Source organism: Streptomyces sp. NBC_00224 (assembly GCF_041435195.1).
GTDB lineage: Bacteria > Actinomycetota > Actinomycetes > Streptomycetales > Streptomycetaceae > Streptomyces.
This window is the reverse complement of record NZ_CP108106.1, coordinates 5405393-5417453: the sequence shown is the minus strand read 5'-3', so window position 1 is coordinate 5417453 and position 12061 is coordinate 5405393. Positions and strand designations below refer to the sequence as shown.

Annotated in this window: 14 protein-coding genes; 7 read left to right on the top strand and 7 right to left on the bottom strand. The window is 69.4% G+C overall.

Annotation, left to right across the window (positions count from 1 at the left end):
* Positions 1–71: 71 nt before the first annotated feature.
* A complete protein-coding gene (locus tag OG965_RS24145) occupies positions 72–548 on the bottom strand; it encodes a hypothetical protein (RefSeq protein ID WP_371654161.1) in 477 nt (158 codons plus the stop codon).
* Between the two features lie 13 nt (positions 549–561).
* Entirely contained in the window at positions 562–1827 is a 1266-nt protein-coding gene (locus OG965_RS24140; RefSeq protein ID WP_371654160.1) for a multiprotein-bridging factor 1 family protein, read from the bottom strand.
* Between the two features lie 167 nt (positions 1828–1994).
* On the opposite strand from OG965_RS24140, the gene OG965_RS24135 reads away from it, so the two are divergent.
* From OG965_RS24135 to OG965_RS24120, 4 genes are all read left to right on the top strand, one after another.
* Positions 1995–2387: a hypothetical protein gene (locus OG965_RS24135; RefSeq protein WP_371654159.1), complete on the top strand. Its 393-nt coding sequence runs from the start codon at positions 1995–1997 to the stop codon at positions 2385–2387.
* Positions 2384–3097 carry a phytanoyl-CoA dioxygenase family protein gene (locus tag OG965_RS24130; RefSeq protein WP_371654158.1) on the top strand — a complete coding sequence of 238 codons (714 nt, stop codon included), beginning with the start codon at positions 2384–2386 and terminating at the stop codon, positions 3095–3097. Before OG965_RS24135 ends, OG965_RS24130 begins: the two co-directional genes overlap by 4 nt.
* Positions 3098–3134: 37 nt before the next feature.
* Positions 3135–3587, top strand: coding sequence for a hypothetical protein (locus OG965_RS24125; protein ID WP_371654157.1), 453 nt, complete (start codon positions 3135–3137; stop codon positions 3585–3587).
* Positions 3588–4146: 559 nt separating this feature from the next.
* Positions 4147–4872, top strand: a complete 726-nt coding sequence (locus OG965_RS24120; protein ID WP_371654156.1) for a DUF6082 family protein — start codon at positions 4147–4149, stop codon at positions 4870–4872.
* Positions 4873–5349: 477 nt separating this feature from the next.
* Here the strand turns inward: OG965_RS24120 and OG965_RS24115 are convergent, their stop codons facing one another.
* Entirely contained in the window at positions 5350–6594 is a 1245-nt protein-coding gene (locus tag OG965_RS24115; protein ID WP_371654155.1) for an MFS transporter, read from the bottom strand.
* A gap of 506 nt (positions 6595–7100) precedes the next feature.
* Here OG965_RS24115 and OG965_RS24110 point away from each other — a divergent pair.
* The gene (locus tag OG965_RS24110; protein WP_371654154.1) at positions 7101–7646 is read left to right on the top strand and encodes a methylated-DNA--[protein]-cysteine S-methyltransferase; all 546 of its coding nucleotides are present in this window, start codon (positions 7101–7103) and stop codon (positions 7644–7646) included.
* Positions 7643–8308, top strand: a complete 666-nt coding sequence (locus OG965_RS24105) for an alpha-ketoglutarate-dependent dioxygenase AlkB (RefSeq protein ID WP_371654153.1) — start codon at positions 7643–7645, stop codon at positions 8306–8308. Before OG965_RS24110 ends, OG965_RS24105 begins: the two co-directional genes overlap by 4 nt.
* Before the next feature lie 71 nt (positions 8309–8379).
* Here OG965_RS24105 and OG965_RS24100 read toward each other — a convergent pair whose 3' ends face one another.
* Positions 8380–8652 carry a GlsB/YeaQ/YmgE family stress response membrane protein gene (locus OG965_RS24100; RefSeq protein ID WP_371654152.1) on the bottom strand — a complete coding sequence of 91 codons (273 nt, stop codon included), beginning with the start codon at positions 8650–8652 and terminating at the stop codon, positions 8380–8382.
* Positions 8653–8753: 101 nt separating this feature from the next.
* Here OG965_RS24100 and OG965_RS24095 point away from each other — a divergent pair, with 101 nt between their 5' ends.
* Positions 8754–9971, top strand: a complete 1218-nt coding sequence (locus tag OG965_RS24095) for an APC family permease (protein WP_371654151.1) — start codon at positions 8754–8756, stop codon at positions 9969–9971.
* 226 nt (positions 9972–10197) lie between these two features.
* Here OG965_RS24095 and OG965_RS24090 read toward each other — a convergent pair whose 3' ends face one another.
* The 3 genes from OG965_RS24090 to OG965_RS24080 form a co-directional block, all read right to left on the bottom strand.
* Positions 10198–10587 carry a YccF domain-containing protein gene (locus tag OG965_RS24090; RefSeq protein WP_371654150.1) on the bottom strand — a complete coding sequence of 130 codons (390 nt, stop codon included), beginning with the start codon at positions 10585–10587 and terminating at the stop codon, positions 10198–10200.
* The gene (gene htpX, locus OG965_RS24085; RefSeq protein ID WP_371654149.1) at positions 10584–11447 is read right to left on the bottom strand and encodes a zinc metalloprotease HtpX; all 864 of its coding nucleotides are present in this window, start codon (positions 11445–11447) and stop codon (positions 10584–10586) included. Before htpX ends, OG965_RS24090 begins: the two co-directional genes overlap by 4 nt.
* A gap of 148 nt (positions 11448–11595) precedes the next feature.
* The gene (locus OG965_RS24080) at positions 11596–12051 is read right to left on the bottom strand and encodes an MscL family protein (RefSeq protein ID WP_371654148.1); all 456 of its coding nucleotides are present in this window, start codon (positions 12049–12051) and stop codon (positions 11596–11598) included.
* Positions 12052–12061: the final 10 nt, after the last annotated feature.

The window sequence follows — 12061 nt, the reverse complement described above, 5'->3', positions numbered from 1 at the left end:
TCACCCCACTGACAATGCCAGGGCCATACGCGCCCGGGACGGTCGCCGCCCTCCCGCGCGCGGGAAGAGAATCAGCCCCGTGTCGCTCCCTCGGGCCACAGCACCCGTACCGGCACGCCCTTGCCTTCGGCGTAGGCCACGACGTCGGCTGTGCCTCCGTATCCCCGGGCGGGCTGTCCGTCCCAGACGGCGAGCAGCGTGTCGACCTGGTCGACGAGCAGTTCGCTACCGGCCATGTGGGCGTTCGAGTCGGAGCCGTCGAGCCCTGTGCGGTGCACGGCCGACGCTCGGCGCAGCAGCGCGTCGTACGTCGGGTGGTGCCAGTCGGGGAGATCACTGCGGTACTGCTCGGCAGGCACCACGGCCTCAATCCGGCCTCCGTAGTCGAGGACGGCCTGCGCGAACCAGGCGTCGGGCCCGTCCGCGATGCAACTTACGCCCACCAGTTCGGCAGGGTCGTACGCCGCGACAGCCTCGGCCAGGGCGCGGCGTGTCTGCCGCTCGACCTCGGGGGGTAGCCCCCGGTGACCAGTGATCCCGACTCTCATGTCTCCCTCTCGTCTACAGGTAGGCGTCATGCAGCCGCGTGTCGAAGTCGCGGACGATGGCGGGCGGGGTCGCCGAGGAGTAGCCGCGCCGGAAGGTGCGGGCCCTCTCGACGACCCGACCGGAACGCAGGCGCAGCCCTACGTCGAGAGAGCGGGCGGCGAGCGCGAACGCGGTGTCGAGGTGACCGGACGCCATGTGGCCGCTCGCCACGTCGAGGCCAAGCAGGGCGCGCTGCTTCTCGTGGTGGGAGGAGAGCGCGGCAGTGGCGTCGTCCAGTGAGGTGAGGACCCAGCGGGGACGTGCCAGGCGGGCCCCGCAAGTCACCCGGGCCGCCGCGACTTTACGCAGGTCGAACGCGAAGACCCACGGCCACGGTGGCGGCTGTTCCTCCGGGAGCAGCTCGACCTCGGCCGCGCTCGCGAGCAGCGCCCGCTCGGAGGCCCGCTCGTCGCCCGCAGTGGCGTGCGCGACCGCTTCGAGGGCGGACAGCCATGCCGCCGCGATGGCAGGGCGTTCGCCGCCGAGCTGCCGTCGGGCACTGCGGATCAGGCTCAGCCCTTGCGCGACGTTCCCGGCCTCGACCTCGAACTGCGCGAGACTGCCCTGCTGATACGCGATCAGCAACGGGTCACCCGAGCGCCGGGCCGCTTTGATCGCCGCCCCGTACCAGGTACGAGCCGAGCCCGCGTCGGCCATGTCCCAGCTCAGCCAACCGGCCAGGCTGGCCACTTCGCTTCCGACGGCCGCGAGCCGCGCCCGGGTGGCCTGGTCAGGCGCCTGTGCCGCCACGACCTGTACGAGCCGCATGTGCCCCTGCACGGTGTCGGCGAGCTGCCGCGCGGGAACAGTGGCATCCATGCGCCGAAACGCGGTCGTCGCGACGCGCAGCACGTCCGCCTGCTCGGCTCCCCAAACCGGGTGCTGCTGCGCGGACCCGCTCAGTACCGGCGTGGCCGCTACGGCGGCGACACCGGCGAGCAACTTGCGCCGTTCCACTGGGTCGAGCCCTTCCCCCAGCGCGCCCGGGGCGGCGCCGGTGTCGGCGAGGCCGACCAGTCCGGGCGCAATGCCAAGATGGTGGGCGGCCCTCGCGAGGGTGGTCATGTTGTATTCGGCCGCTCCCCGCTTCTCCATGCGGGATACGGCTGACTGGGACAAGCCGCAGGCGTCGCCGAGCTGCCGCTGCGTCAATCGAGCGGCCCGGCGCGCGAGTTCGATCACCCGCCCGTAGTCACCGGCCCGCGACGCCTCTCTCGCGGCGTTGTCCGACCAGTTCATGCGTGCCTGCCTCTCCCCCAACGGTAGGTACGGCGCACCGGGTTTGCGAGCCGGGATATGCGTCCGACGCATACGCGTATTCCGCGTCCGCATCAACGCTGGTTCGCCCTTTGCCCTGCGCGGTTCCCTCAACTCCCCACGTTCATTCACCGAGGAGACCGACAGCGATGCAGCGCAGACCCGCATGGACCCGCAAGCTCAACGAGCCGAGGCTACTCGCGGCTGGCGACGACTGGGACGCGGTACGAGTCTCGGCCGACGTGGGGGTGCGGGCGGTCCGGGACATGGAGACGCGCGGCGTGCCCGTCGGCCCCGTACTCCACGATCTGTGCAGCGGACAGGCGTACTTCCTCACCCCGCCCGGAACGGCCCGCGACTGGCGGCAGGACGGGACGCGGGCGCTCGGCGCCGGATCGTGGGTCGTGCTCGCGCCGCCCGGGTGGGACGGGCTGCTTCGGTGGGTGAGCGAGCCGACGAACGGCCCCGACCACACCCCGGCCGACGAGCTTGCCGCCGCCTTGGTCGCCGCGACCACCACCGGCGAGGAGGCGGACCAGTGACGCGCCGTCCCACGCAAATCAGCTACGCCGGGCCCAGCCCTCTCGGGGAAACCGGCTACCGCAGCGGCCTCGACTGGAACACCAGCAGCCGCGCCCGCGCCCGCGCGTCCGAGATGATCGCCGAACACCGGGCGGAGCAGACCGAGGTCGTACGCGACGCCCACCTGCGCTTCGACTGGGCCGCGCACGCCGTCCGCTCCCCTCAACTCCTCCACCGGGTACAGACGACGATCGGCGAATCCGTCGCCGTCGAGAACACCTTCCTGATGCTCAAGTGGCCCGGCCGTGATTTCGCGGTCCCCTGGCACCAGGACGGCACCAACCCCCGCATGCAGCTCGACCCCGAACGCGCCGTCGCGGCCTGGCTCGCCGTGACCGACGCGACCACGGTCAACGGCTGCTTACAGGTCATCCCCGGCTCGCACGCCGCCGGGTACCTCGACTACGACCGCGAGGAGCACGACGCGGGCCGGGGCAAGGCACTCGGCGTGCAGGGCATGGTCAACGCGCCCCACGACCGGGGCGTATGGCTTCCACTCAACGCGGGCCAAGCCTGCCTGATGGACGTACGGCTGCTCCACCGCTCGGACAGCAACACCGCAGCGGGCGTCCGCATCGGCCTGAACATCCGCTACGTCGCTCCCGGCGCCATCCGGTCGAGCGGCCCCCATCACCCCAGCCTGTACCCGCTCACGGGATCGGACTGGTAACCCCACAAGGCACCACGGGAACGAGAGGAGCACAACCGTGACCATCCTCGAAACCGGCGCCCCGCCGATCACCCGCGTGCGGGTCCTCGTCGGTGAAGACGCCGACCCCGCCCGGCGCGGCAGCAAGAAGGTGATCGCGTTCAGCGACTGCCGCTACTACTGCCCGGACGCCGCCACCGTCGAGCGGTGCGTCGAGCACCTGCGCGCCAGCGACGAGCGGCTGCGCTCCCGCCCCGAGGAACAGATGCTCTGGGACTGGGAGTGCACGTACTTCGAGGCCGACCCCGACAACAAGAACGGTGGCGGGACCGTCATCCTCGGCGTCGCCTGGTACGACCGCACGTTCTTCGACGACCGCCGCGGCGCCTGGTTCGGCGCCATGCACACCCGCATCTACCAGGAGATCGGCGTTCCCTTCGAGAACGTCACCGTCGACCATTGGCTCGCGCTTGAAGTAGCCCAGTGGAAGCCCGGTCAGCCGACCGCATAGCCGCTGGGCACTGGGCCGCCCGAGCGGGCTGCCTCCCCGCAATCCCCTCGGCCCCTGTTGCGCCTGCACCGCGCAGCGGGGGCCGAGGTATCGATGTCGTGGCTGCTTGGAGGCTATTTCACTATGGCATATCTACCGTGGGGCTGACAAAGCGAAGCCCTAGAGTGGCAAGGGGTTATCTGAAAGGCAGGTGGGCGCTCGATAGACGTCAGTTGAATATGGTTGATACTGCTATGGGTACAGCCTTCCTCTGCGGGATTCTAAACCTTATGGGAAGCGGCGCACGGGAGGCGCACAGATGCACGTCCTTCGTTCACTTCCCGACCCTCCAGCATGCACAGAATCCTTGCCGGTGTAAAAGGGTTCACCTCTGCTGCTGCTAGTGAGAGGTGGGCGTCTCGATGCATGTCGAATTCAGGCCACGCTTTCCAGTTCCATCCGCCGGGGCGGCATGCGCCTGCTGCACCGCGCGTGCCTCCAATGCCGCGTTCCTCCCGTACCTGTTGTGGGAATATCCTGATCGCGAAGCGGGATACACAAGAGTAAGGGCGGGGTCGACGTGGCAGCATCGAGTCGTACACGCGAGATCTATATTCTGGCTCTCACTACGTTGGCCTCGTGCGCAGGGTCGGTCGGCCTCACGTTGGCACTTACGAGTCTTCCCGTCGTTCAGTCAACGGCGACTGGGAATGCCGGGCAAGCTTACGGCGCTGCCGCAGCGGCTACGTCCGTCGTAGTCCTCGTGTACCTGGCACGGACGTTCCGCCACCAAGGCGATGAGGCGCGCTTGCACCGTGAAGCCCTCCAAGCCCAGACGGCGGAGCTTTCTCTTCAGCGCAAAGCTCTCGAAGCGCAGATGGCTGAAATTACGCTGCAGCGTGAAACCTCACAAAATCAACATAAGACGACCCAGCGTTCCGCGGAGGCAGCGGTGCGGGCGCGGCATATAAAGCTGGCCGAGATGGCCATAGACGACCCGCTCTTGATGCAATGCTGGCCTGACCATGAAACCGGGACATCTGCCGACCGCAGGAAGCAGTACATGTACTGTAACTTGATCATCTCGCACCACTGCATGTGCCACGAGCTAGGATACTTCACCGATGAAGAAGTGGAAGCATCCCTCTGTCACTTGTTCAGTAACGAAATAGTCCGCAGCTTTTGGGAGGGGACGCGGGCTGCGCGAGCACGAACTACACCCCATGGTGGAACTATGCGAAAGTTCTACGAAATAGTGGAGCTTGCCTATCTGCGCCAGCTAAGGGGTGAGGGTGTGGCCGGATAGACGGCGCTTATCCGGCCACACCGGGCAACTCAAGTGACGGATGGGTTCCACCCGGCACTGATGAGAACCTCCCGTGGCACCACGACGAGCTCCTCCCCCTCGCCGACGCCAGAGCCGACGGGGAGAGTGTCTCTAAGCTCGGGTGGGGCCGTGCGCCCGATAAAGGCAACGTCACCCGATGATAGCGAGAATACTGCTGGACAGTTGTGTTCATTCAGGCACCGCCCACTTGGTGCGTCCAGTCGCTCTGTAATTCGCATGTATGTGCATCCCTCTCTCGAAGAAACCGTCCGCTTCTTCGGCTTCGAGGGATCACTCTAACGGCTCGGAACGGTATGTAAGCGAAGCCGCCTTCTGGATCAAGTCAGCGGTAGCGTCGAGAAGTTGACTTAGCAACTCAAACGACCAAACGACTCTGGATCTGATCACTTTCGATCATTCATGCGCGGCCGCGGGAGATGGACTCCTTATCAGCTACTAAATCTGAGCGGGCGTCTTGACCCCCGTCACGGGCAAATCAGACCGCGGCAGTTGCGAGGAGACGAGCAGGGCGGCGAGCGCCGACCCCGCCACAATGATGCCGCCCGCCACGAATGCGCCGCGCGGCGAGGCACCGACGAGGAATGGCACGAGCAGCATTCCGGCCGTGCCCCCGGTACGGATCACGGTCTGGTCCACAGACATGAGCCGCAGCCGCTCGGCCGGGGCGAACGCCCCGAGGTGCGCCCGCAGGGTGACACTCGTCGCGGGGGTGACCAGGCCGGTCACCAGGGCGAGCAGCATCAAGGCGGGAAGCTGCAACATCAGTCCCATGCACGCCGTCGCGGCACCCTGCACCATCCACGCGCCGCAGTACACGGCCAGCCAGGCGCCCGTACGCCGGTTGCTGGCCAAGGGGTTGCCCAGCAGCGCCCCGACGCCCACAGCGGCCGTCACCAGCCCGTAGACGGCCGCTCCGGCTCCATACCGGGTGGCGAGGAGCGCGGGCATGCCCACCGCCGTCACGGCCGAGCAGAACAGCGCGACGCCGTGCAGCCCGACCGCGAGCCCGACGCGGGGGTGCGCCCGCAGCACCGGCCACGCACGGACCGCCGCCCGTGCCTTGCGAGGCCGCTCGCCCGCCCCGCCACCGGCCGCCATGGCGTACCGGCGCGCCAGCCAGCCGAGCGCCACCGCAGACACCGCGAACGTGACCCCGTCCAGCGCGAAAAGCTGCACCTCGGAGACGACGAGCAGCAGCAAGCCGATACTTGCCGGGCCCGCGATCCGGGCAATGCGCCCCGTGAGGTCGAGCAGGCCCGTGATCTCCTGCACCTTCTCCGGCTCGACCAGATCGGGCACCAGGGCGCCGAGGTTCGGGTCGAACAGGGCGCCGAGCGTGCCGAGCAGCAGCACCCCGCCGAGCAGCAGGGCGAACCCGTGCACGTCCGGCGACCACACGAACGGCAGCGCGACGGCCACCACCGCGCGCGCCCCGTCCACCCACGCGAGCGAAGCGAACGAGGAGAACCGGGCGACCAGCCGTCGGCCTGCGCTCCCCAGCACGATGTACGGAACGGACTCCGCGACGGCGACCAGCCCCATGAGGGACGCCGAGCCTGTCGAGGCGTACACCACCCACATGACCGCCAGCGCGTACAGGCGATCCCCGAGGACAGACAGACTCTGCGCCAGCCACAGCACCAACACGGACCGCCGCAGCAGCAAGCGCAGGTAGCTCAACGTGCCCTCCGAGGCGGACCGCACCGACACCGGTAGCAGCCGCCCCGGCCGAATCGGCGCCCACCCTAGGCCCCGGAGCAGCACGGGGCGCTGCTTTCCCGGACACCTCACACGAACGCGGCACGGCCCACCCCTGCAACCGAACGGCCCCGTCGTACGACCAATGCGACGGGCCGGGGAACCAGAGGCGCGCCCTTGTGCCCGAGGGCACACCCAGGGCACAAGAGCCAGGAAGAGCCCGGAAAACGGCGGCAACTACTGAACGTAGTTTCCGCACGTCAACCGGGCTCTTTGCGAGTCCGTGCAGGTCAGGGGATCATGGGGGAAGTTCGTGAACTACCGCTGACCCCTCGGACGTCCTGTCCGATTTCCGCCAGCGCGGGCCGGACGGGGGTCGCAGACTCGGTCTCGTACGTGAGGACTCGTACACGAGGACTCAGAGGACTCATGGGCCTCATACGTGAGAACGCGTACGTGAGCACTCGTCGCAAGGAAAGGAACGTGCGATGACGGTCTACGCGACCCTCGACAGCCCGCTGGGCGAACTGCTCCTGGTCGGTGAGGAGTCGGCCACCGCGAACGGCGGGACCGCGCTGGTCTCGCTCTCCATGCCCGGCCAGAAGGGCGCCGCCGTCGTCCGGGACGGCTGGCGGCGGGCACCGGAGGCCTTCGAGGAGATCGCCCGCCAGCTGCGGGCGTACTTCGGCGGCGAGCTGACCCGCTTCGACATCGAGTACGCGCCCGGCACGGGCACCGAGTTCCAGCGGCAGGTCTGGGCGGAGCTGGACTCCATTCCGTACGGGGTCACCACCTCGTACGGGGAGATCGCCCGCCGGATCGGCGCCTCCTCGGTGAAGGTGCGCGCGGTCGGCACCGCCATCGGCCGCAACCCCGCGCTCGTCGTACGCCCCTGCCACCGTGTCATCGGCTCCGACGGCACCCTGAAGGGGTACGCGGGCGGCCTGGAGCGCAAGGAGCGCCTGCTGGGGCTCGAAGGAGCCCTGGTGGCGACACCCGGCAGCCCCAGCAGCCTCGCCAGTCCCGGCAGATGAGCGACGCCCTCTTCCCCCGGCCGCGCACCGTCGTCGCACCCGGCGCCGTGCACGTGCCGGGGTGGCTTCCGCCCGAACGGCAGCGGGAGCTGGTGGCCGCCTGCCGGGAGTGGGCGCGGGGGCCCGTCCCCATCCGGCACACCGTGCTGCCGGGCGGCGGCGTCATGTCCGTGCAGACCGTCTGCGTCGGCTGGCACTGGCAGCCCTACCGGTACACCCGCACCGCCGACGACGTGAACGGCCGCCCCGTCGCCCCCTTCCCCGACTGGCTCGCCGCGCTGGGCCGCGCCGCCGTGGCCGACGCGTACGACGACCCCGCCGCCGGGGACGGGTACTCCCCCGACACCGCCCTGATCAACTTCTACGACGGCGACGCGCGCATGGGGATGCACCAGGACAAGGACGAGCGGTCCGGCGCGCCCGTGGTCTCCCTGAGCGTCGGCGACAGCTGCCTCTTCCGCTTCGGCAACACCGAGGACCGGGGCCGCCCCTACACCGATGTCGAGCTCGCCTCGGGCGACCTCTTCGTCTTCGGCGGCGCCTCACGCTTCGCCTACCACGGCGTACCGAAGGTCCTCCCGGGCACAGGCGACCCGGCGATCACCGGCCTGCCCGGCGGCCGCCTCAACCTGACTCTCCGCGAGACCGGGCTGAAGGCGTGAGCAGCTGACCGGTTGACCGGGTGACCAGGTGACCTCCGGCCGCGCCCCTGGCCGCACTTCCGGCCGACGCCTCAGCGGCGGTCGCGCGAGTTGCCGAAGACTATGCGGTAGGCGATCAGCAGCACGAGCGAGCCGCCGACCGCCGCCGCCCAAGTGGCGCCGTCGTAGAAGTGGTTGGTGACGGGGCGGTCCAGCCAGCGGGCCGAGATCCAGCCGCCGACGAACGCACCCGCTATCCCTATGACCGTCGTGCCGATCAGGCCGCCCGGGTCCCGCCCGGGGAGCAGGATCTTGGCGATTGCTCCGGCGAGCAGGCCGAGGATGATCCAGCTGACGATGCCCATGTCCTGAACCTGCCTTTCGTACAGTGTCGTCCTATGCCATGGCGTACGGGAAGACGTACTCCCTCCGGAGCGCGGTTGCACCGGTGGCTAGGGTGCGGCGCATGACACAGGAACTGCGCCGCACCCTCGGCGTCTTCGACGCCGTGGTCATCGGGCTCGGCTCGATGGTCGGGGCCGGGGTCTTCGCCGCGCTCGCCCCCGCGGCGAAGGTGGCCGGAACCGGGCTGCTGGCCGCGTTGGCGCTGGCCGCGGCCGTCGCGTACTGCAACGCCATGGCCTCGGCACGGCTCGCCGCCCGCTATCCCGCGTCCGGTGGCACCTATGTGTACGGGCGGGAGCGGCTCGGGCCGTTCTGGGGCTATCTGGCGGGCTGGGCGTTCGTCGTCGGCAAGACCTCCTCGTGTGCGGCGATGGCTCTGACCGTGGGCGCCTATGTCTGGCCGGGGCAGGCCCACTTGGTGGCGGTCGCGGCGGTGGTGGCGCTGACCGCCGTGAACTACGGGGGTGTGCAGAAGTCGGCGTGGCTGACGCGGGCGATCGTGGCGCTGGTGCTCGCGGTCCTCGCGGCGGTGGTCGCGACCTGCCTGGGGTCGTCCGCCGCCGGGCACCTGGACGTCGGGCTGTCCGGGGGCGGGGCGGGGCTGCTCCAGGCGGCGGGGCTGCTCTTCTTCGCGTTCGCCGGGTACGCCCGGATCGCCACGCTCGGGGAGGAGGTGCGCGATCCGGCCCGGACGATCCCACGCGCCGTTCCCCTGGCGCTGGGCATCGCGCTGGCCGTCTATGTCTGTGTCGCGGTCGCTGTCCTTTCCGTACTGGGCGCTGACGGGCTGGGGCAGGCGACGGCGCCGCTCGCCGACGCGGTGCGGGCGGCGGGCGCGCCGGCGCTGGTGCCGGTGGTGCGGGTCGGGGCGGCGGTCGCCGCGCTCGGGTCCCTGCTCGCGCTGGTGCTCGGGGTCTCGCGCACGGTCCTCGCGATGGCCAGGGACGGCCATCTGCCGGGCACGCTGGCCGCCGTGCACCCCCGGTTCCGGGTGCCGCACCGGGCGGAGGTCGCGGTGGGCGCCGTGGTGGCGGTGCTGGCGGCGACGGCCGATCTGCGCGGGGCGATCGGCTTCTCGTCGTTCGGCGTGCTCGTCTATTACGCGATCGCCAACGCGTCGGCCTGGACGCTCGGTCCGGGCCGCGGCGGGCGGCTGCTCGCGGCCTGCGGGCTGGCCGGGTGTCTGCTGCTCGCCTTCGCGCTGCCACCGTCGTCAGTGGTGGCGGGCAGCGCGGTGCTGGCCGTGGGGGCGGTCGCGTACGCCGTGCGGCGGCGCTGAGGCCGCACGGGCCGCGGCGACAGGCCACGGCGCGCTACGGCTGCCGCGGCCTCATATTCGGCCGCTGGACCCCGCGGGGAAAGTCGCGGGAAAAGCCCGGGACTCCATCTCGTTCTCGGTCATGGCTCCATGGTGGACCACGCCACTGACAATCGGTCCGGAGCTCGCCCCAGACCGCTCTGACCTGCGTGATCTCTGTCGACTGCCTGTGGAAAACCTGGTCCGGCTACCGGTAGAACGGCTGGTCCGTCGGCACGATCTGCTTGCCCAGCGGGAGCAGCGAGACCGGGATCAGCTTGAAGTTCGCGATGCCCAGCGGGATTCCGATGATCGTGATGCAGAGCAGGAAGCCCGTGACGATGTGGCCGAGCGCCAGCCACCAGCCCGCCAGGATCAGCCAGAGCACATTGCCGATGCACGACGCGGCGCCCGCGTCCTGCCGCTCCACGACCGTGTACCCGAACGGCCAGAGCGCGTAGAGGCCGATACGGAAGGCGGCCAGGCCGAAGGGGATGCCGATGATCGTGATGCAGAGCAGGACGCCCGCGAGCAGATAGCCCAGGAACATCCAGAAGCCGCACAGGACCAGCCAAATGACGTTGAGGATTGTCTTCATGGGCGGCGACCTGCCATCTGTTCGAGTCGGGCGATGCGCTCCGCCATCGGCGGGTGTGTCGAGAACATCTTGGAGACACCCTGGCCCGGGCGGAAGGGGTTGGCGATCATCATGTGGCTCGCGGTCTCGATCCGCGGCTCGGGCGGCAGTGGCAGCTGCTTGGTGCCCGCGTCGAGCTTGCGCAGGGCGCTGGCCAGGGCCAGCGGGTCGCCGGTCAGCTGGGCGCCGGACGCGTCCGCCTCGTACTCGCGCGAGCGGCTGATCGCCAGCTGGATGACGGACGCCGCGAGCGGCCCCAGGATCATGATCAGCAGCATGCCGACGATGCCCGGGCCCTCGTCGTCGTTGGACCGGCCTACCGGGATCAACCAGGCGAAATTGACCAGGAACATGATCACGGAGGCGAGCGCTCCGGCGACCGACGAGATCAGGATGTCCCGGTTGTAGACATGGCTGAGCTCATGGCCGATCACGCCGCGCAGCTCACGCTCGTCGAGGATCTGCAGGATCCCTTCCGTGCAGCACACCGCCGCGTTGCGCGGGTTGCGGCCGGTCGCGAAGGCGTTCGGCGCCTGGGTCGGCGAGATGTACAGGCGCGGCATGGGCTGGCGCGCGGCCGTCGACAGCTCGCGGACCATCCGGTACAGCGCCGGGGCCTCGAATTCGCTGACCGGGCGGGCGCGCATGGCCCGCAGGGCCAGTTTGTCGCTGTTCCAGTACGCGTAGGCATTGGTGCCCAGCGCCACGAACAGCGCGACGATCAGCCCCGTACGCCCGAAGAAGCTGCCGATGACGATGATGAGCGCGGACAGTCCTCCGAGAAGGACGGCAGTCCTCAACCCGTTGTGCCGGCGGTGCACGGTACGCCCTCCAAATGGTGCGGCAGGGGAACCCTTTGCCTGATGGTCCTTCCACTTTCCAGTGGACGCTCCCGTACTGGTCAACGCCAGACGAGGACCGCTGGTTCCCTTGTGCGCGCTGGAGGGCGCCCTACTCCGTACGGGTGGGTCAGCGCGGCACGGGCAGTCCGGCGACCTCCAGGGCCTTCGGGTCGGGCTCCAGCTCGGTGGTGCAGTGCGCGCAGCGGGTGGCGATGCCCGGGATCTGGCTGTAGCAGCGGGGGCAGTCACGCAGGGCGGCCTTGATGTCGACCGGCTTGTCGCGGTCGAGCCGCGCCTGCACCTTCATCATCGGGATGACGACGAGGAAGTAGAGCACCGCGGCGGTGATCACGAAGGCGATGGCCGCGCTGATGAATTTCCCGTAGGGAAATTCGACGCCCTCGACCTTGAACGTCGCCGTGGTGAAGTCGCCCGTCGACCGGGTGGCGAGGCCGATGAGCGGTGTGATGAAGGCGGTGCTGAAGCCGGTGACCACGGCGGTGAACGCCGATCCGACGGCCAGACCGACGGCCATCGTCACAATGTTCCCGCGAAGGATGAAGTCCTTGAACCCGCTCAGCAACTGCTCGCTC